Origin of the sequence: Pseudomonas sp. TH43, from assembly GCF_016650635.1 — a bacterium.
In the GTDB taxonomy this organism is placed as follows: domain Bacteria; phylum Pseudomonadota; class Gammaproteobacteria; order Pseudomonadales; family Pseudomonadaceae; genus Aquipseudomonas.
The window spans coordinates 1,074,324-1,092,938 of record NZ_JAEKFI010000001.1; the positions used below are offsets into that span (position 1 = coordinate 1,074,324).

The 18,615-nt window shown below is 60.0% G+C and carries 18 protein-coding genes; 8 read left to right on the forward strand and 10 right to left on the reverse strand.

The annotated features are described in order from the left end of the window. Positions 1 to 177: 177 nt before the first annotated feature. A complete protein-coding gene (locus tag JFT81_RS04825) occupies positions 178 to 1,536 on the reverse strand; it encodes an MATE family efflux transporter (protein ID WP_201226329.1) in 1,359 nt (452 codons plus the stop codon). A 282-nt stretch (positions 1,537 to 1,818) separates the two neighbouring features. On the opposite strand from JFT81_RS04825, the gene JFT81_RS04830 reads away from it, so the two are divergent. Then, entirely contained in the window at positions 1,819 to 2,403 is a 585-nt protein-coding gene (locus tag JFT81_RS04830; protein ID WP_201226330.1) for a chorismate mutase, read from the forward strand. A 128-nt stretch (positions 2,404 to 2,531) separates the two neighbouring features. On the opposite strand, the gene JFT81_RS04835 is transcribed toward JFT81_RS04830, so the two are convergent. Continuing rightward, positions 2,532 to 2,867 (reverse strand): hypothetical protein, encoded by a 336-nt coding sequence (locus JFT81_RS04835; protein WP_201226331.1) that lies wholly within the window; start codon positions 2,865 to 2,867, stop codon positions 2,532 to 2,534. Positions 2,868 to 3,039: 172 nt separating this feature from the next. On the opposite strand from JFT81_RS04835, the gene JFT81_RS04840 reads away from it, so the two are divergent. After that, positions 3,040 to 4,683 carry a diguanylate cyclase gene (locus JFT81_RS04840; RefSeq protein WP_201204522.1) on the forward strand — a complete coding sequence of 548 codons (1,644 nt, stop codon included), beginning with the start codon at positions 3,040 to 3,042 and terminating at the stop codon, positions 4,681 to 4,683. Here the strand turns inward: JFT81_RS04840 and JFT81_RS04845 are convergent, their stop codons facing one another. The 3 genes from JFT81_RS04845 to JFT81_RS04855 all read right to left on the reverse strand — a co-directional run bounded on the left by JFT81_RS04845 (position 4,684) and on the right by JFT81_RS04855 (position 7,579). Continuing rightward, positions 4,684 to 4,977: a hypothetical protein gene (locus JFT81_RS04845; protein ID WP_201226332.1), complete on the reverse strand. Its 294-nt coding sequence runs from the start codon at positions 4,975 to 4,977 to the stop codon at positions 4,684 to 4,686. It abuts the gene before it with no gap. Between the two features lie 160 nt (positions 4,978 to 5,137). Continuing rightward, entirely contained in the window at positions 5,138 to 6,226 is a 1,089-nt protein-coding gene (locus tag JFT81_RS04850) for a polyamine ABC transporter substrate-binding protein (protein ID WP_201226333.1), read from the reverse strand. Positions 6,227 to 6,277: 51 nt separating this feature from the next. Further along, positions 6,278 to 7,579 carry an FAD-binding oxidoreductase gene (locus tag JFT81_RS04855; RefSeq protein ID WP_201226334.1) on the reverse strand — a complete coding sequence of 434 codons (1,302 nt, stop codon included), beginning with the start codon at positions 7,577 to 7,579 and terminating at the stop codon, positions 6,278 to 6,280. A gap of 159 nt (positions 7,580 to 7,738) precedes the next feature. On the opposite strand from JFT81_RS04855, the gene JFT81_RS04860 reads away from it, so the two are divergent. After that, entirely contained in the window at positions 7,739 to 8,644 is a 906-nt protein-coding gene (locus JFT81_RS04860) for a LysR substrate-binding domain-containing protein (RefSeq protein WP_201226335.1), read from the forward strand. A 98-nt stretch (positions 8,645 to 8,742) separates the two neighbouring features. Here the strand turns inward: JFT81_RS04860 and JFT81_RS04865 are convergent, their stop codons facing one another. Beyond that, positions 8,743 to 9,126 carry a cytochrome c family protein gene (locus JFT81_RS04865; protein ID WP_201226336.1) on the reverse strand — a complete coding sequence of 128 codons (384 nt, stop codon included), beginning with the start codon at positions 9,124 to 9,126 and terminating at the stop codon, positions 8,743 to 8,745. Between the two features lie 160 nt (positions 9,127 to 9,286). Next, positions 9,287 to 10,618, reverse strand: a complete 1,332-nt coding sequence (locus JFT81_RS04870) for a PLP-dependent aminotransferase family protein (RefSeq protein WP_201226337.1) — start codon at positions 10,616 to 10,618, stop codon at positions 9,287 to 9,289. Positions 10,619 to 10,708: 90 nt separating this feature from the next. Between JFT81_RS04870 and JFT81_RS04875 the strand changes: the two genes are divergently transcribed. Then, positions 10,709 to 11,602 carry a DMT family transporter gene (locus JFT81_RS04875; protein ID WP_201226338.1) on the forward strand — a complete coding sequence of 298 codons (894 nt, stop codon included), beginning with the start codon at positions 10,709 to 10,711 and terminating at the stop codon, positions 11,600 to 11,602. Between the two features lie 241 nt (positions 11,603 to 11,843). Further along, a complete protein-coding gene (locus JFT81_RS04880; protein WP_201226339.1) occupies positions 11,844 to 14,033 on the forward strand; it encodes a response regulator in 2,190 nt (729 codons plus the stop codon). A gap of 7 nt (positions 14,034 to 14,040) precedes the next feature. Here JFT81_RS04880 and JFT81_RS04885 read toward each other — a convergent pair whose 3' ends face one another. After that, positions 14,041 to 15,486: a SulP family inorganic anion transporter gene (locus tag JFT81_RS04885; RefSeq protein WP_201226340.1), complete on the reverse strand. Its 1,446-nt coding sequence runs from the start codon at positions 15,484 to 15,486 to the stop codon at positions 14,041 to 14,043. A 157-nt stretch (positions 15,487 to 15,643) separates the two neighbouring features. Here JFT81_RS04885 and JFT81_RS04890 point away from each other — a divergent pair, with 157 nt between their 5' ends. Then, positions 15,644 to 15,961, forward strand: coding sequence for a hypothetical protein (locus JFT81_RS04890; protein WP_201226341.1), 318 nt, complete (start codon positions 15,644 to 15,646; stop codon positions 15,959 to 15,961). A 51-nt stretch (positions 15,962 to 16,012) separates the two neighbouring features. After that, positions 16,013 to 16,558: a hypothetical protein gene (locus JFT81_RS04895; protein ID WP_201226342.1), complete on the forward strand. Its 546-nt coding sequence runs from the start codon at positions 16,013 to 16,015 to the stop codon at positions 16,556 to 16,558. Positions 16,559 to 16,598: 40 nt separating this feature from the next. On the opposite strand, the gene JFT81_RS04900 is transcribed toward JFT81_RS04895, so the two are convergent. Continuing rightward, on the reverse strand, positions 16,599 to 17,234 hold the full coding sequence (locus JFT81_RS04900; protein ID WP_201204539.1) for a hypothetical protein: 636 nt from the start codon (positions 17,232 to 17,234) through the stop codon (positions 16,599 to 16,601). Positions 17,235 to 17,362: 128 nt separating this feature from the next. Beyond that, on the reverse strand, positions 17,363 to 17,821 hold the full coding sequence (locus JFT81_RS04905) for a GNAT family N-acetyltransferase (RefSeq protein ID WP_201226343.1): 459 nt from the start codon (positions 17,819 to 17,821) through the stop codon (positions 17,363 to 17,365). Positions 17,822 to 17,964: 143 nt separating this feature from the next. Between JFT81_RS04905 and JFT81_RS04910 the strand changes: the two genes are divergently transcribed. Beyond that, positions 17,965 to 18,609 carry a TetR/AcrR family transcriptional regulator gene (locus JFT81_RS04910; protein ID WP_201226344.1) on the forward strand — a complete coding sequence of 215 codons (645 nt, stop codon included), beginning with the start codon at positions 17,965 to 17,967 and terminating at the stop codon, positions 18,607 to 18,609. Positions 18,610 to 18,615: the final 6 nt, after the last annotated feature.

Here is an 18,615-nt window from a genome sequence, read left to right on the forward strand (position 1 = left end):
TTCTCCGGGCGAGGCTAGCCGTCGAGGGTCTCGATTGACTTAAGCAAACATCCACCGGTTACGCCAGCACCGACATCCATGCCCCCTTGTAGGCGCTGCCGCAGGCTGCGATCTTTTGATGCTGGTTTTTTAAGATCCAGATCAAAAGATTGCAGCCTGTGGCAGCTCCTACAGGGATCAGACGAGGCGTTCGATTTTCTGGTGTTGCCAGACCAGTTTGTAATACAGCGTCTGCAGCACCAGCATCGCCAGATACGCAACGGGAAACGCCATCCACACTCCCTGCAAGCCATACTGACTGTCCAGCCAATACGCCGCCGGCAACTGCACACCCACCACGCAGATAATGGCGATCACCACCGGCACCAGCACCGTGCCACTGGCGCGCATGATCCCGCCGATGATCGCCTGGAAACCGAACACCAACAGACTCCACAACATGATGTGCAGCAGATGTTCCGCCATCGCCCGGGTCGAATCCTCGGTCAGGAACAGCCCCAGCAACCAGTGCGACAACAGGTAACCGAGCACGATCAAACCGCCGGTCAGACAGACGTTGATCCACAGCCCGGTGCGCAGAATCGGCCCCATGCGCTCCAGCCGCCCCGCCCCGATGGCCTGCGCGCCAAGGATCGACGCGGTGATCGCAATCGACAGCGCCGGAAACTGCACATAATTGACGATTTGCGTCACGGCACCGTAAGCCGCTGTCGCTTGTGAACCGTGCTGATTGACCAATGCCAGAATCACCAGCTCCGACAACGACAGCACAATCATCTGCACCCCGGTCGGCAGACCGATGCGCAGCACTTTGCCTAGAATCGCCCCGTCCAGTTTCAGGGCCGCGAAGAACTCGCGATCCGGCGCCAACGGATGGCCCTTGCGAATCAAACGCCACGCCAGCCACGCCATCGCCGACAGGGTGCCCGCCAGTCCGGCATACGCCGCGCTCTGAATGCCCATCTGCGGCAAACCGAACCAGCCGCGAATCAACGCTGGCGTCAGCGCCAACCCCACACACGTCGATACCACCAATGCCAGCAACGGTGACAACGTATCGCTGACCCCGCGCAACAACTGGGTGAACAGCACAAACACCAACATCGCCGGCAAGATCCACATCATCACATGCGCATACGCCACCGCATCGTCGAGCACGTCCGCTGGTGTGCCCAACCCGGTCAATGCCTGCCGCGCAAACACACTGCCAAACACCGCCGCCACCAAACCGATCAACACCCCCAACAACAACGTCGCCCCGGCAATGGCTTTGACCATATGCGGCTCACGCGCGCCCCAGGCCTGACCGATCAACACCCCGGCACCCGCACCGAGGCCGATCACCAGCGCGATAAAGAAAAACACGATGGGAAACATCCCCGACACCGCCGCCAACGCCTGAGTGCCGAGCATCTGACCGATGTAAATGCTGTTGACCGTGCCTGACATTGACTGCAAAAAGTTGGACAGCACCATGGGCGCCAGGAACAGCAGGTAGGTTTGCCAGAGGGGTTTGGTGGGGCTGGGGGTTTGCATTGACTGGAGGTCCATCTCGACGGCGGGAGGGCTGATAGAGGATAGCTTCGATGAGTTGCGAGCGGGGTGCAATTAACATTTCGGGATCAGCTCGGAAGCACCTATTGTAGGAGCCGCCGCAGGCTGCGATCTTTTGATCCGCAACCCTGAACGCCCAACCTCGGATACGCAGGGGGCGTGCATTCAATTTCCGCCCAGGCAATCGCAATGGATGGGTAGGTGCAAGTTCGCCGCTGTGGTAAACAACAGCCCTGCCCATTTTCATTGAACGAGGCTCGGTTCATGCCCCACCTTCCAAACCTGCTGACCTGCACCCTCCTCACTCTGGTTGCCACCCTCGCGAACGCTGGCACACCCGCTGCGCCGCCGCAATCCCTGAAGCCCCTGCTGGAAACCCTGAACGAACGCCTGAACATCGGCGATCTCGTCGCCCTGACCAAATGGGACAGTGGCAAGCCGATTCAGGACAGCCCTCGGGAAGCGCAAGTCATCGCCAATGCCCGCGCGTTGGCTGTCGAGCGCAAGCTCGACGCGGAGGATGTGGCGCAATTGATCGCCGCGCAGATGGAGGCTAACAAGTTGGTGCAATACGGTTTGCTTGCGCAGTGGCAAGCGGCCGGTGCAGCGCCGGACACGCCACGGCCGGATCTGGGCAAGCAGATCCGGCCGCGACTGGACGAACTGCAAACCCGTCTGTTGCAGCAATACGCTGAGTTCGCACCGTATCGGCATGCTCCCGATTGCTCGGTGTGGCTAGCCAAAGCGCGCAGTGGTTTAGCCCTTGATGCGCTGCATGAGTTGGCGCTGACTCGGGCTACCGGGGAGTTGTGTGTTCGGTCGGGGAAGGCGGTTCAGGATCAGGTTTAGAGGATCGCAGCCTTCGGCAGCCCTTACAGAGGGCAATGATTGGCGGCGTGACGGGCGTCAGTGAGCCAAACGCAGTTCCATAAAAAACCCGGCCTTGTCAGCCGGGCTTTTTTGTATTCGACCGTCGCTTATTGCGCGGTTTTCAGCTTGACCACGTCACCGGAAATCTTGGTGGTGTAGCCGGTCAGGACCCAGGCCCAGAACCAGTTTTCCTGGACTTGGGTGTTGATCATCGCGTCGCCGCCCTTGGCTTTGATCGCGGCGGTCTGAGCGCGGACGAAGCGGCTGTTCTGCTGGATCGGGATGACGCCGAACAGCAGCAGGCCGGTGGCGGTGGCTTCGCTGTGGCCAATCACGGTGTATTGGCTGCTGTCGTATTGCTGGGTCTTCATCGGGGTGCCTGTGCAACCTGCCAGAACCACACCAAACAGGGCGGCGGCGACTACTTTGCTGAGGTATTTCACTGTAAAACTCCATAGGAAAACGCCCGGGATCCATCTCTCGGGCGGCGCACACCTTACCGAAACACGTGGCGGGTTGGTATCAATCCCGACAAGTTTCATCTAGCGCTTTGCTGGCAACCCATCGACGATGTCGCCTACCATGGCGCCAAGCCAATAAGGACAGCCATCGCCCATGCTCAAAGCCAGTCTGCGTAGCCATCTCACTCTGTGGTTTACCGGTTTGTCATTGCTGACGCTGCTCAGCGTGGGTTTCTATGTCGGCCATATCGCCACCGAACAGATGAAGCAGGCCAGCGGCAATGCCCTGTTGAACACTGCGCGTTCGGCGGCAACCTTGCTGGGTGAGCAGTTGCGCGAGCGCCAATTGGAGGTGTATCTGCTCAGCCGCGCACCGCATCTGGAGCGCGGCGATCTGGACAACCCGGCAATTCTGAAGTCGATGCAACTGCGCACTGAAGCCCGAGCCGAGTACGCGTGGATGGGCGTGACCGATGCGCAAGGCAACGTCCACCAGGCGGTGAACAGATTGTTGGTCGGTCAATCGGTGCAACAGCGGCCGTGGTTTCAAGCCGGGCTGCGTGGGCAGTACACCGGCGACCCGCATGAGGCCGTGCTGCTGGCCAAATTGCTGCCGGGCACACCAAACGGCGAACCGCTGCGCTTCATCGATTTCGCCGCACCGATCCACAATGCCGAAGGTCAGGTGATTGGCGTGCTCGGTGCCCATGCTCACTGGAACTGGGTGACGCGCATTGTCGAATCGGCGACGTTTTCCCATAAAAATGCTGCGCCGGATGTCGAAGCGCTGATCGTCGATCACGACGGCAAAGTGTTGTACCCCGAGGCCCTGATGGGCCAGCAACTGGCGATGGACGAAGCAAAAGCGCCGGGCTGGTCGGTGGGTAACGGTTACCTGACCAGCATGGTCACCGTGCCGACGCCACCCAGCACGGCGCTGTCGTGGTCGATTGCCGTACGCCAGCCACTGGAGACGGCGCTGCAACCGGCGCGCCTGTTGCTTTACAAGCTGTTGATGCTGGGCGTGTTCGCGGCAATGGTGTTCGGCTTGGTGGCGTATTACCTGGCGCTGTACCTGAGCCGTCCGATCGAGCAGCTTGCGAATTCGGCCAAGCAAGTCCAGAACAACCAGCCCGGCGCTCACTTCCCGCTGCAACATCCGGTGCGCGAAATTGCTCAGCTCGGCCAATCGATTGATGCGATGACGCAATCGTTGCTCGCCAAAGAGCGCGAGCTGCAAGAAGCCAATGCCTCACTGGAGGCCACTGTGGCGCAACGCACCGCCGACCTCATGCAGGCCAACGCCGAGCTGCTGAACCTGGCCACGCACGATGCGCTGACCGGCGTGTTCAACCGCCGTCGTTTCGACGAAAAACTCACCGAATACAGCTTGCTGTCGCGGCGCACGGGGCGCCCGTTCGCACTGTTGTTGATCGACGCCGATCACTTCAAACGCATCAATGACACGCACGGCCACGCGGTGGGTGACGAAGTGCTCAAGCAGTTGGCCCAACTGATTCAGAGCAGCCTGCGCACTACCGACTTCGTGGCGCGTTACGGCGGTGAAGAGTTCGCCGTACTGCTGCCGGAAATCGCCCAACCCGACACCCCGGAAGTGGTCGCGGAGAAGATCCGCGCAGCCATTGCCGATGCCCACTTCCCAGCCGTCGGCCAGGTGACGGTGAGCCTCGGCATCGGTCTGGCAGACCCAGCGGACAACAACCCTACAGCGCTGATCAAACGGGCCGACCAGCAGTTGTATCAGGCGAAAGCGGCAGGCCGTAATCAGGTGGCCTGATCAGGCCTTTTTCACTTCACAGATGCCGTGGGCCTTGTTCTTGCCGGTATACGACAGCGCTGGCGAACCATCGGGATTGATGCTCAGGGAAATGGTCACGCCAGCGCCTTTGGCTTCGAAGTAGTTTTCGTTGAATTTTTTCAGTTTGCCTTCCTTGCCATTGATGTAGATCGGTCCGCCTTCATCGGCATGTACTTCGATCTTTCCCGGGCAGGTGGCGTTGAGCATCGGAATGGCGGCGTGGGCCAATCCTGTGACGAGCAACAGCGGTGCGGCCAACAGCAAAACTCTCATGATGTACTCCCTGGTTTCGACGGTGTGCCGAGCACTTCGCCGGCCACCCCATTGTAGGAGCTGCCGAAGGCCGCGATCTGTTGATCTTGTCTTTTAATAGCAAGATCACAGATCGCCGCCTCGTTTCACTCGACAGCGCCTACATGCTTTTGGGGGATGGTCAGGTGTTGGTTTTCAGCTTGGTCCACAAGCGTGTGGACAGACGCGCAATGGCTGCTGGCAACTCTTCCACGGTGAACAGTTTTTCCATCACGCTCTTCGGTGGGTAGATCGCCGAATCCTCTTTCACGTCGGGGTTGAGAAACTCGGCAGCCGCTGCGTTGGGGTTGGCGTAATGAATGCTGTTGCTGATGTTGGCAATCACCTTGGGGTCGAGCAGGTAATTCATATAGGCGTAGGCGTTTTTCTCGTGAGGCGCGCTTTTGGGCATGACCATCATGTCGAACCACAGGGTCGTGCCCTCGTCCGGGATCGAGTAGGCGATGTCGATGCCATTCTTCGCTTCCCTGGCGCTGGCGGCAGCCTGGACGATGTCGCCGTTGAAACCGATCACCACGCAGACATTACCGTTGGCCAGGTCGCTGATGTATTTCGAGGCGTGGAAATACTGGATGTAGGGGCGGATCTTCAACAACGCCTGTTCGGCCTTTTTGTAATCCGCCGGCTCGTGGCTGTGCGGTGGCAGGCCCAAATAGTTGAGGGTGATCGGCAACACCTGCGTCGGGTTATCGATGAACGCCACGCCGCACTGGCTCAACTTCTTGATGTTTTCTTCATCAAACAACATCTTCCACGAGCGCGTGACATCGGTGTTGCCGAAGATCGCCTTGATCTTCTGGACATTGTAACCGATGCCGGCAGTGCCCCACATGTACGGGAAGCCGTACTGGTTGCCGGGGTCGTTGACCTCAAGCTTCTGCATCAACACCGGGTCGAGGTTTTTCCAGTTCGGCAATTGCGACTTGTCGAGCTTCTGGATCGCCCCGGCCTTGATCAGCCGCGACAGAAAATGGTTCGACGGGCTGACCACGTCATACCCGGTGTTGCCGGTCATCAACTTCGACTCCAGCACTTCGTTGCTGTCGTGAATGTCGTAGGTGGTCTTGATGCCGGTGGCCTGGGTGAAGTTGGCCAGGGTGTCCGGAGCGATGTAGCTGTTCCAGTTGGAGATGTTGACGGTTTCGTCGGCGAGCGCCGCAGTGGAAGCGGCTGCGAGCACAACGGTCAGAGAAAGTGGATGAATGCGCATGTTCTGTCACCTGAGTTGAGTGGCTTTTATTCTTGTGCGATAGGCGAAATTTCAGATTTCTGTTCTGGCTCTGACTGCCTCCACGCGCATGCGCAGCATGGCACCGATATCGAAGAAGGGACGCGGCGGCAGCCAGCCGGGTTCGGCGCGCTGCATGACCGATTGCAAGAGTGGCGAGTCAACGCCCGACGCCAGCTCCGCCAGCAAGCGCCCCCACAACGTCCCCCGGGCAACGCCGGAACCATTGCAGCCGGCGACGGCGAAGACGCCCTCTTCAACCCGATCAAAAAAAGCCTGGCCGCTGCGCGTCGCACTCAAGTGGCCAGTCCAGGTGTACTGAATGTCCTGCTCGCCGAGGAACGGAAAGCGCCGCTGCAAGCCTCGCACGTGATGTTGCCGACGCAAGGCGAGTTGGCTGTTGGAAAGGTCGCGCGTGCGGTATTCGGCAGTGTTGCGGATCATCACCCGGCGATCAGGCGTCAGCCGTACCGTGGCGCCAAGCGGACGAGTCGACAGCACGCCCCAAGGCTCGACCGCGCCGATGGCTGCAAACTCCTGATCGGTCAGCGGTCGCGTGAGGCTGGCGCTCAGCTCCATCGGGAAGGTGGCGCTGTCGGTGATGCCGACGCGCGGAATGAAGGCGTTCAGGCACACCAGCACCCGTTTGGCTTCGACGCTGCCATCGACCGCATTGGCGCGCAGCCGTCCCTGGCTCAGGCGCTCGATACCGGTGATGTCAGTGTTTTCGTAAAGGGTGATAGTGCCCGGCAGTGCGTTGAGCAACCCTTTCACGTACTTGGCCGGTTGCAGCAACGCGTTGCCGTGGCCGCAATAGATCGCCGCTTCGTAGTGGCGAGTGCCAAGCGTCTGCGCCAGTGCAGCGCCATGCATAAACTCCGCGCGGGCACCGAGGGCGCGCAGCGTCGCCAGTTTGGCGTCAACCTGGTCGAGTTTCGCCCGGTCGCTGACGGCAAAGTAATAACCGCTGTCGCGAAACTCGCAGTCGATACCATGGCGAGCGATGCGTTGACGCACTTCTTCACTGGCAGCGCGGGAAATCATCGTATCGGTTTCAAACCCGGCAAAACCTGAAGCGCCGAGCAACTCGCTCGACGCCGGATGTTCATGGGCCACGACGAACCCCGAGTTACGCGCCGAAGCGCCTTGCGCCGCCCGCTGCCGATCGACCACGACAATACGTGCCTGCGGGTGCATTTCGGCGAGCGTATGCGCAGCGCTGAGCCCGGTAATCCCGCCACCGATCACCAGCCAGTCGGCTTTTTGCGCACCACTCAGGCGACCGCGTTCCGGCGAACTGCCGGCCTGCGCGATCCAGCCACATACATTTTCCATGCATCACCTCATCGACTCTCGTTCTGCGGCTTGCTTCTGCCCGTCGAGCATGCGTGAATCGCATGCGCAACTTGAGAAGATCGTCGCCAGAGCTAGAATCTATTAGGTCTTCGCCTCACCGACCAACGCTATAAAATCATCGAGCCATTCTGAAACCGCATGGATAAAATTCGTCACCTTCCTTCCCTGCAAGCTCTGCAAACGCTGGTCGAAGTTGCCCGCTGCGGCAGCTTCACCACGGCTGCGCAAAAACTGTGTCTGACCCAAAGCGCGGTAAGCCGACAGATCCAGCAACTGGAGAGCCACTTCAATGTGGCGCTGTTCATCCGCACCAGCCGCAGCTTGCGACTGACTCCGGAGGGAGAGCAGGTTTTGGCCAGCGCGCGCAGCATCCTCGAACAACTGCAAACCCTCGAAGAACGCCTCGCCCCACAGAAGCGCCCCTTCCGCATCCGCATGCACGTGTCGCTGGCGGTGCGCTGGCTGCTGCCCAAACTCAGCGATTTTTATCTGCGCCATCCTGAGGTGTCCCTGGCCATTGAAACCGTCGCCACTGAAGTGGTTGAGCCGGCGAGTGACAGTGATGCCTACATTCTTTATCTGCCGCAACCGAGCAGCGATGCAGACTGCCTGACGCTATTTGAAGAAGCGCTGGTGCCGGTGTGTTCACCCACCCTCGCGCACGCACCGCGCTCGATCGACGAGTTGCAGCGTTTTGCCTTGCTGCACCGCTCGGCCGATCGCCAGGCGTGGATCGAATGGCTGGCGGCAAACGATGGAAAACCGCTGGAAGATTACCGGCACATCCCGTTCAACCTTGATGAGCTGGCTCTGGATGCGGCCGCACGAGGATTAGGCGTGGCGGTGACGGACATGACACTGGCGGCGGAGTCGATCGAGCGAGGGGTGTTGGTGGTGCCGTTCGGCGAACCATTGCGCACGGGAGGGATTTATTCACTGAGCCTGCAACCGGCGGCAGCATCGCACCCCGCCTGCGCCGTGGTCATGGCATGGTTTGCCGACCAGACAACAAACCCGAGGCACCTGCACCAAAACACGCCATGAACACTCCCATGTAGGAGCTGCCGCAGGCTGCGATCTTTTGCTCTTGCTTTCTACAAGCAAGAGCAAAAGATCGCAGCCCGCAGCAGCTCCTGCACGGATTACTTGAAGGCCTGCAGATAGGCCAGCAGGTTGTCGAGTTTTTCTTCGTCACTCAGCCCCCCGAAAATCATCCGCGTGCCCGGTACGACGCCTTTGGGATCTTTGAGATACGCCGTCAGTGTGTCGCGATCCCAGGTCACGCCGGAGTTTTTCATCGCATCGGAATACACGTAGTTGGCCGAGGTCCCGGCGGGTCGGCCGAAGATGCCGTTGAGTTGCGGGCCGAACCCCGGGCGAGCTGATTCGCCGACCTGATGGCAGCCGCCACACAAGCGCGGAAAGATTTTCGCGCCGGCCTCCGGGTCGCCTGCTGCGTGGACGCCTGCGCTGAAAAAAGCAGCGGTGAAGATCAGGGCAAAAGACAGTGACGCGGTGTTTTTCATCGGACGATCCAGGACGGTGTAATGCAATTGAGGCAAGGCTAACATTTTGTGGCGAGGGAGCCCGCTCCCGCTGGATTGCGAGGCGATCCCGAATGTTGGGCCAGTTGCGCAGTCCAGCTTAAGCGAGCTGCCTCGCCACAGGGTTTTTACCGAGATGGTTTTACAGATAGGCAGCGATGATCTTCCTGACGGTGATCAATGCCTGGCGCAACAGCGCCATGTCCACCGAGCCCAGCGCCAGACGAATCGCGTGGGGCACGTGCGTCGACACCGAAAACGGCTCAGCCGTGGTGACCGAAATCTGTTCATGCATCAACTCGACGACGATCTGATCGGCGCGCACGTCTTCCGGCAGCGGCAGCCACACAAAGTACGAGGATGGATGACCGATGCAGGTCAGCCCCTGGAGCAACTCGACTGCCAATGCCTGACGCGCCTTGGCATCGTTGCGTTTTTGCTCTTCAAGCTCGATGACCGTGCCGTCATCGAGCCACGCGCACACTATCGCGGTCATCACACCGGGCGTGTTCCAGGTAGTGGCGCGAATGATCCGCTCCAGCGCCGGCACCGTTGGTAGCGGCGCGGCAATGAAGCCCACGCGCAGGCCGGTGGCAATATTCTTGGAAAGTCCCGAGACGTAAACAGTACGCTCCGGCGCCAGTTCGACCAGCGCAGGCGGCGGGTTTTCTACCAGAAACGCGTAGGCCGCGTCTTCGATGATCGTCAGTTCATGCCGCCGGGCAATCGCCACCAATTGCTCGCGCTGCTCGATCGGCATGACCCAGCCCAGCGGATTGTGCAGCGTCGGCATGCTGTACACGGCGCGTACCGAGCGATGCCGACACAGTTTGTCCAACGCCAGCAGATCCGGCCCCTGAGCGCTGACCGGGATCGGCACGATCTCCACATGCAGCGCCTCGGCCAGCACCTTGAACCCGGAATAGGTCAGCGCGTCCGCCGCAATCACATCACCGGGCTTGAGTATTGCCATCAGCGCCACCGCCAAGCCTTGCTGGGCGCCATTGACGATCAGCACTTGCTCGGCATCGACATTCACCCCACGGCTCAGCAGGTGCCGCACGACCGAGGCGCGTTCGTGCGCGCGGCCTGCATGCGGTTGATAGCGCAGCAACGCTTCGAGGTCGCCGGACAGCGCCAATTGCCTTAACGCCGTGCGCAGCAACTCGGCCTGACCGGGCAACGACGGATAATTGAAATTGAGGTCGATCATGCCGACCGCGACGTCTTTCTGATCAATGCCCTGCCCCGGCGACAACGAGGTTTCGCGCACAAACGTGCCGCGCCCGGTTTCGCCGCTGACCAGCCCCATCGCCTCCAATTCGGCGTAAACCCGCGAGGCGGTGACCAGCGCCAGTCCATGCGCTGACGCCAATTGCCGGTGGGTGGGCAGCCGCGTACCCGGCGGCAATCGACCGGCGCGAATGTCCGCCGCGTAGGTGTCGACAAGCGTCTTGTAGCGAGCGCGCGGCATAGGGCGATGTATCCATGACAATTCTTTGATTGTCCTGATTCTCATCCCTAGGATGACTGCAACGCAACCCACCTCTGAGCGCGAACTCGTATGGAACGAACCTCAAACCTGGCCCAACCGGCCCTGGAAAAAACCAGCGGCTGGATCAACGGTTTTATCGGCGTATTGATCTTCAGCGGCTCATTGCCAGCCACGCGAGTGGCGGTGCTGGAATTCGATCCGGTGTTTCTGACAGTGGTGCGTGCAGCTATTGCCGGGGTGGTGGCGTTAGCCTTGTTGGGGTTGTTTCGCGAGCGTCGCCCGGCGCGACATCAATGGCTGTCGCTGTTCATTGTGGCGATGGGCGTGGTGTTCGGTTTTCCGTTGTTGACCGCCCTGGCATTGCAGCACGTGACGTCGGCGCATTCGATTGTGTTTGTCGGATTGCTACCGCTGGCGACGGCGATTTTCGGCGTGCTGCGCGGTGGTGAGCGGCCGCGCCCGGTGTTCTGGATTTTCTCGATTCTGGGCAGTGCTCTGGTCGTGGGCTTTGCGCTGTCGCAAGGCCTGAGCGCTTCGCCGACCGGCGATCTGCTGATGCTCGCGGCCATTGTCGCCTGCGGCCTCGGTTACGCCGAAGGCGCCAAACTGTCGCGAACCCTCGGTGGCTGGCAGGTGATCTGTTGGGCGCTGGTGATGTCGCTGCCGCTGATGGCCCTGTTGAGTCTGTGGCTGGCGCCCGCCTCGTTCAGCCACATCAGCCTGTCGGCGTGGTTGTGTCTGGCCTATGTCTCGCTGTTCAGCATGCTCATTGGCTTTGTTTTCTGGTATCGCGGACTGGCGCAGGGCGGGATCGCTGCGGTCGGGCAGTTGCAACTGCTGCAACCGTTTTTCGGCCTGGCGCTGGCGGCGACGCTGCTGCACGAGCACGTCAGCCTCGGCATGCTGGCGGTGACACTTGGCGTAATTCTGTGTGTGGCCGGGGCGAAAAAGTTCGCCAAATAACCTTCAGGCGTCAGCCTTCCACGCGTGAAAACCGAGCCCGGTATTGCGGTAAAACAGCGGAGCAACCGTGGCACCGGTAAAGTTGGCGGTCTTCGCCACAAATCGTTTTGTCTGCGCCATCGTGTCATGATGCCCAAAGGCCCGAAAATCTGCTTCGCAACGAAGCATCTGGCGTGCTGGAAAAAAACAGCAGCGGCAAGGGTCTTTCATTAGAAGCTGACGTCAGGAAAGACACTCCCGCATGACAGACTGGTTGCAAAACGAAGGCAAGATGGCCGATCTGATTCGGCGGCACGACTGGGCGAAAACGCCCCTCGGCCCATTGGAAAACTGGCCCGACGTGCTCAAGACAACAGTCTCTCTGAGTCTCGGCTCGCATTTTCCGCAGGCCATCGTCTGGGGCGCGGAACTGGTGACGTTGTTCAACGACGCCTTCGTGCCCATTCTTGGCGACAAACCGCAAGCGCTGGGCCGTCCCTTCAGTGAAGTCTGGGAGGAAGCCTGGACCGAAATCAGCGCGATTGCCGATGCCGCCTTCGCAGGCAAGGCCACTTACATCGAAAACTTTCCGTTGCAAGTCGAACGTGGAAGCGGCCGGGAACAGGCGTACTTCACCTTCTGCTACAGCCCGATCCGCGACCCGCTGGGCAATGTCGTAGGCCTGCTCGACACTGTCACTGAAACAACCCAGACCGTATTTCTCAACCAGCGACTGGCGGTGCTGGAGGCGATTGGCAATACCGTGGCCAACGCCACCGATGCGCAAGCCATTCTGGCGGCCAGCACGCGACTGATGGTCGAGCACTTGCAACTGTCCAACTGCGCCTATGCCGACATGGACGCCGATGAGGATGGTTTTACCATTCGCGGCGATTGGGCGGCGCCGGGCTCGCCGAGCATTGTCGGCCATTACCACTTGCGCGATTTCGGCGACAAAGCCGTGATGCTGTTGCGCGCCGGTGAACCGCTGATCATCCACGACAACCGCACCGAACTGCCACCTGAAGCGTCCGCCACGTTCCAGGCCATTGGTATCAGCGCAACCATCTGTATGCCGCTGATCAAACAGGGGCGACTGACCGCGCTGATGGCTATCCACGACAACGCACCGCGCGCCTGGTCGCCCTTCGAACAGACACTCTTGAGTGAAGTCACCGAGCGTTGCTGGGCGCACATCGAGCGCGTGCGCGCCGATGCCGACGTGCGTGCAGGCCTGACGGCACTGGCGGAGTTGAATGCGACGCTGGAACAACGCGTCGAAGAACGCAGCGTGCGTCTGGCTGCGGCTGAATCCGCGCTGCGGCAATCACAAAAACTCGAAGCCATCGGCCAATTGACCGGCGGTGTCGCGCACGATTTCAACAACCTGCTGACGATCATTCGCTCATCGGTGGATTTTCTGCGCCAGCCCGACCTCGCACCAGAACGCCGCCAACGCTACATGCGTGCGGTGTCCGACACTGTCGAACGCGCGGCCAAGCTGACCAGCCAATTGCTCGCCTTCGCAAGGCGTCAGCCGCTGAATCCGCAAGTGGTCAATGCCGGTGAACGCCTGGCAAACATCGGTGAAATGCTCGAATCCGTCACCGGCGCGCAGATTCATATCAGCGTCGAACAGCCTGAACAGCCCTGCTACATCCATGTTGACCTGAGCCAGTTCGAAACGGCACTGATCAATATCGCTCTGAATGCCCGAGATGCGATGGAGGGCCAGGGCTCGCTGAAGTTGTGCCTGGAGGGCGGCAAGCCGCTGCCAGCGATTCGTGGGCATGCCGGTTCGCACAGCCTTTTTGTGGCGATCACGCTAACGGACAACGGCTCGGGCATCGACACAAGAACCCTTGAGCACATTTTCGAACCGTTCTTCACCACCAAGGAAGTCGGCAAAGGCACGGGGCTCGGGCTGTCGCAGGTGTTCGGTTTCGCCAAGCAGTCCGGCGGCAACGTCGATGTCGCCAGCGTGATCGGCGAAGGCACGGTGTTCACCCTATACCTGCCACAAGTCACGGCCGCTGACAGTACCGCCGCACCCCCCGTGGACGCAGGCGACCCGGCACCCGCGGAGCGCAACAGGCATCGGATACTGGTGGTTGAAGACAATCTGGAGGTCGGCCGCTTCGCCAATCAGATCCTGCAGGACCTTGGTTTTGAAACCGCCTGGGCCAGCAACGCTGAACAAGCTCTGCAACTGGCCGGCGCCGACGCAATGGCGTTCGACGCGGTGTTTTCCGACGTGGTCATGCCGGGTATCAGTGGCGTCGCACTGGCCAAAGAGTTACGGCGGCGGCGCCCCGACCTGCCGATAATTCTGACCTCCGGTTACAGCGAGGAACTGGCGCGCAGCGGTTATGAAGGTTTCGAGTTTCTTGCCAAACCCTACTCCGCCGATCAGGTCTCGCGCATTCTCGGCAAGACCTGGCGCAAGGACTGAGCGCCGCTCAGTCGTGCGCGACGCCGGCACGCTTGAGCAGTTTCTTGCACCGTTCCGACAGATGAAACACCTGCAAATGCTTGCCAGCCTTCGCGTAACGCTCGCGCAGGGTTTTCAGCGCGGCAATCGCCGAGTAATCGACAAAGCTCAAGTGCCGGCAATCGAGCGTTACCTTTTGCGGGTCATTGGCTGGGTCGAACTGGTTGAGGAACGGCGTCGTCGAGGCGAAAAACAGCGTGCCGTGCAGGCGATAGAGCTTGCTGCCGTCAGCTTCCAGATGCTCATCGGCATACAACTCGCGGGCTTGTTGCCAGGCAAAATTCAGCGCAGCAATGATGATGCCGCACAGCACCGCCGTGGCCAGATCGGTGAATACGGTGATGGTGGTCACCGCGATGATCACCAGCACATCGTTGAGCGGCACTTTGTTCACCACCCGCAACGACGCCCAGGCGAAGGTTTGCTGCGACACCACGAACATCACGCCGACCAGCGCCGCCAGCGGAATGCGCTCGATCAGCGGCGACAGAAACAGAATGAACAACAGGATCAACACCCCCGCCACCACACCGGACAAGCGCCCGCGCCCCCCGGAGCTGAGGTTGATCACGGTCTGGCCGATCATCGCGCAACCGCCCATGCCGCCGAACACGCCCGAAACCATGTTCGCCGCGCCCAGTGCCACACACTCGCGATCCGGGAAGCCACGGCTTTCGGTGATTTCATCGGTAAGGTTAAGGGTCAGCAGGGTTTCCAGCAGGCCGACCAGCGCCATCAGAATCGCGTAGGGGGCGATGATTCGCAGGGTTTCAAAATCCCATGGGATGTCCGGCAACGCGAAGCTCGGCAGGCCACCGGCAATGTGCGCCATGTCGCCGAGGGTGCGGGTCGGCAGGCCAAACAGGTAGACCAGCAGGCCAACGCCGAGAATGGCGACCAGCGCGGGCGGCACCGCTTTGGTCAGGCGCGGCAGCATGTAGACGATGGCCATGGTCAGCGCCACCAGCCCGGCCATCAGGTACAACGGCGTGCCGCTGAGCCATGCTTCGCCGCTTTTGAAATGCTCCAGTTGTGCCAGCGCAATAATGATCGCCAGGCCGTTGACGAAACCGAGCATCACCGGGTGCGGCACCATGCGCACCAGTTTGCCCAGACGTAACAGCCCGAACGCCAGCATGATCAGGCCGCCAAGCAGCACCGTCGCCAGCAGATATTGCACGCCGTGTTGCACCACCAGCGCAACAATGACGACCGCCATCGAGCCCGCTGCGCCGGAGACCATTCCCGGCCGCCCGCCGAACAAAGCCGTCAACGTACAAATGATGAAGGCGCCGTAAAGCCCCATCAAAGGATTGAGGTGCGCCACCAGCGCAAACGCAATGCATTCGGGCAACAAGGCAAACGAGGTGGTGAGTCCGGCCAGGACATCGGCGCGCAGACGGATCGGTTTCATGGCTTACCTGATTGAGCGGCCAACGAGCATGGCCGCCGGTGTTCGGAAGAAAAGAGGGTTGCGGATGTTACGGAATTGTCCCGGATCGGGCCAGTGTCGCTGACACCTGGCGACGCGGGCTTTATGCTGGCGCGTTTCTGTATTCGCCGAGTTCAACATGTCTGAATTTCTGACTGCCCGCGAAGTTTGCCAGCGCTTGCGCGACGCTGCGTTGGGCGTACTTGCCTGCAAAGTGTGCGAAGCGCCGACCGAGGCCGGACTGGTCACGGTCGATATCGAGGGTTGGCGCCTGCTGCTGGATTTTACCGATGGGCGTTTGCATCACTGTGAATACGCCCGCCACTGCGACGGGCAGGAAGGCGCGCTGGAGACATGGCAGCGTTATGGCACTGATCCGGTGAGTTTGCTCAGTACCTGGGAATTGGCGCAGATCGAGAACTTGCTGATGGCTCAGATAAACAAGGTTGCTCGATGATGGCACTCTGCCCATAATTCGCCTCCCTACCTATCCACGCAAGGAACTGCCGTGAAGAAGTCGCTGTTGTTGATCCCGATGTTGGCGCTGTTGCTGCAAGGGTGTGGCATGACCATGCTGCGCTACGAGCCGAATTACGAGAACGTCCAGAAGCTCAAGCAAACCCCGCCGCTTCATGCGATCAGCAATCCGCAGGTCACCGCTCAATCCGGTGAAGGTTCGCTGACAGTGCGCGCCAACCCGATTCGCTCGCCATCCGGCAGCATTCCGGCACACATTCAGGATGCGATCAGTGAAGAACTGCGCAAGGCCGGTCTGCTTGACCCGCAAGCTCAGCGTCATTTGAAAGTGCTGGTGGTGAAGAACGAAATGACCGCAGGCATGGGCACTGGCAACGGTGAACTTGCCGCACGTTTCACGCTGCTCAACGGCAATGATGTCGTGTACGACGCAACCAAGGATGTCAGCAGTCAATGGAGCAGCAGCTTCTTCGGGTTTATCGCGATCCCGAATGCGGTCAACGCTTACAACCCGATGTTGCGTGATCTGCTCAAAGAACTGTACAGCGATCCGCAGTTCATTCAGGCGTTGAAGTAACCGACAAAAAAAGAGCCGCAATCGCGGCTCTTTTTTTGCTTCAGGCCCGCGGGGTGCGGGTTTCGAGTGCCGAGTATTTCAGGCTGTTGCTCTCGACCACTTGCTTGAGCAGCGCGTTGACCTGACGGGTGAACGTATCACTCATAGCCTCTTTAGGCGTGTTGGCCATCAGCGGGATGAACCAGATACCGAACCAGGTGCCAATCGCATCGTGATTGCTCGCGGTCGTCAGCGCCTGGCCTTGTCCGTCCACGGCTTCCAGGCTCATGGTGTACTGATCGGTGCCGTAAGCCGGAATCACCATCATGCTGAAACCACTGATAAACGCCAGCGCCATCGAGCCGGCGTTCGGCGGATGGTTGTACACCTTCAAGCGCAGGTTGTAATCGCCAGGCTGCTTCTGGAATTCGTCGAGCGTGACACGGCCGAACAGACCGGAGTCAGTGAGAATTTTCTGCAATTGTGGCTTGAGTTGGTCGCGCCCTTGCGGCACTTCTACCGCAGAAGCACTTTTAGGCTCACCGACGTAGAAGTCGAAATCGACGTAAACATTTGGCTTGTTGGCGTAGTTGGCCATCGACGGCAGAGTCACCGGCGCGACTTCGTCTTTGGTGAAACTGGCGCAACCGCCCAGCGTCAGTACCAGGCCCAACGCTAGGATTTTCCCGAATTGCATGATGTCCGTCCCTATATGAACACAGCCAAATGATGGCAATGAGCCTCTACTTCAGAAGCCGGGCGGATTCTAGAGAGAGCGAACGTCTTGGGAAAGACCGAATGGGTGAAATCGGCAAAAATATTTGCTCAGCCCTGACGCAAATCGAGCAGGTAAGTGTAATAACCCGTGTCGCGCACATACCCCAGCGACACGTACAAACCCTGTGCGGTGACGTTGTCGGTGGCGGTTTCCAGCATCAGGCCTTTGGCGCCGGTCCCCAGGGCAAATTCGCGAGCGGTATTCATCAACAACCGACCAACGCCGCGACCACGGGCAGTCGGCGCGGTGAACAGGTCGCTGAGCAGCCAGGTGCGGTGGGCGTCGATGGAGGAAAACGTCGGGTACAACTGCACAAAACCCAGCGCCTCTCCCTGCTCGTCCAGCGCGAGAAAAATCGCCGACTCGTTGCCCGCCATGCGCTCGGCGATGAAAGTGCGCGATTGTTCGATGTTTGAGGGTTGCAGGTAAAAACCTCGATAGGCGTCGAACAGTTGGGCGACTGCGTCCAGGTGTGTCGCATCCGCTCGCAGTGCCTGAATGTTCATATTCCCGCTCCGTTTCTTATAAATGATCGAAACATCATAGCGCTGTCCGTCGAGTACGCTGGCCTCACCGCTATATAGTTTTGTATATTGCGAAACCGAAATCGCCAGAACCTTTCCATGCCGTCCATCCATTCCGTGTTTCCATGAGCGCCATACGAGTCCGCAACGAGCAGTTGATCCTCGCCGCCGCCAGCGAAGAATTCGCGGCGAACGGCTTCGACGCCACCCAGACCCGCGACATCGCGGCCCGCGCCGGGGTGCCCAAGGCGAATCTGTATTACTACTTCCAGACCAAGGAAAACCTGTACGGCAAAGTGCTGCTGGGTTTTGTCGAGCCGCTGCTGGAGGCTTCGGCGGTGCTGCGCGAGAGTGACGACCCGTTGATTGGTCTGCGCGCCTACGTCGCGGCGCGCATCCGCATCGCCCGTGAGCATCCGGCGATTGCCAAGGTGTTCAGCGGCGAGTTGTTGCTCGGCGGTCGACAGTTGCCAGACGAGTGTCGCGACCTGTTGCACGCGGAAGCGCGGCGCAATGTCGACTGTTTGCGCAGTTGGATCGAGCGCGGTTTGCTGGCGCCGGTAGATCCCGAACACTTGATGCTGTTCATTTGGTCGGCGACGCGTACGTACACCAATATTGGCTGGCAAATGGGCTGCATCACCGGGCGTGCCGAGCCGCAGGATGAGGATTATCAGACGGCTGCAGAGACGATTACGCGGATGGTGCTGGAGGGCGTGGTGGTAGCGCCCCGGGTTGGGGAGATTCGTGGGGTTTTGTTTGCGACTTGAGGGTTG

Excerpts from the sequence above, each read along its gene's own strand:
- JFT81_RS04890 (WP_201226341.1), top strand. The coding sequence starts at position 15,644 with ATGTCTGAATTTCTGACTGCCCGCGAAGTTTGCCAGCGCTTGCGCGAC.
- JFT81_RS04875 (WP_201226338.1), top strand. The coding sequence starts at position 10,709 with ATGGAACGAACCTCAAACCTGGCCCAACCGGCCCTGGAAAAAACCAGC.
- JFT81_RS04845 (WP_201226332.1), bottom strand. The coding sequence starts at position 4,977 with ATGAGAGTTTTGCTGTTGGCCGCACCGCTGTTGCTCGTCACAGGATTG.
- JFT81_RS04900 (WP_201204539.1), bottom strand. The coding sequence starts at position 17,234 with ATGCAATTCGGGAAAATCCTAGCGTTGGGCCTGGTACTGACGCTGGGC.
- JFT81_RS04880 (WP_201226339.1), top strand. The coding sequence starts at position 11,844 with ATGACAGACTGGTTGCAAAACGAAGGCAAGATGGCCGATCTGATTCGG.
- JFT81_RS04885 (WP_201226340.1), bottom strand. The coding sequence starts at position 15,486 with ATGAAACCGATCCGTCTGCGCGCCGATGTCCTGGCCGGACTCACCACC.
- JFT81_RS04855 (WP_201226334.1), bottom strand. The coding sequence starts at position 7,579 with ATGGAAAATGTATGTGGCTGGATCGCGCAGGCCGGCAGTTCGCCGGAA.
- JFT81_RS04905 (WP_201226343.1), bottom strand. The coding sequence starts at position 17,821 with ATGAACATTCAGGCACTGCGAGCGGATGCGACACACCTGGACGCAGTC.
- JFT81_RS04865 (WP_201226336.1), bottom strand. The coding sequence starts at position 9,126 with ATGAAAAACACCGCGTCACTGTCTTTTGCCCTGATCTTCACCGCTGCT.
- JFT81_RS04840 (WP_201204522.1), top strand. The coding sequence starts at position 3,040 with ATGCTCAAAGCCAGTCTGCGTAGCCATCTCACTCTGTGGTTTACCGGT.
- JFT81_RS04825 (WP_201226329.1), bottom strand. The coding sequence starts at position 1,536 with ATGCAAACCCCCAGCCCCACCAAACCCCTCTGGCAAACCTACCTGCTG.
- JFT81_RS04870 (WP_201226337.1), bottom strand. The coding sequence starts at position 10,618 with ATGCCGCGCGCTCGCTACAAGACGCTTGTCGACACCTACGCGGCGGAC.
- JFT81_RS04860 (WP_201226335.1), top strand. The coding sequence starts at position 7,739 with ATGGATAAAATTCGTCACCTTCCTTCCCTGCAAGCTCTGCAAACGCTG.
- JFT81_RS04910 (WP_201226344.1), top strand. The coding sequence starts at position 17,965 with ATGAGCGCCATACGAGTCCGCAACGAGCAGTTGATCCTCGCCGCCGCC.
- JFT81_RS04830 (WP_201226330.1), top strand. The coding sequence starts at position 1,819 with ATGCCCCACCTTCCAAACCTGCTGACCTGCACCCTCCTCACTCTGGTT.
- JFT81_RS04850 (WP_201226333.1), bottom strand. The coding sequence starts at position 6,226 with ATGCGCATTCATCCACTTTCTCTGACCGTTGTGCTCGCAGCCGCTTCC.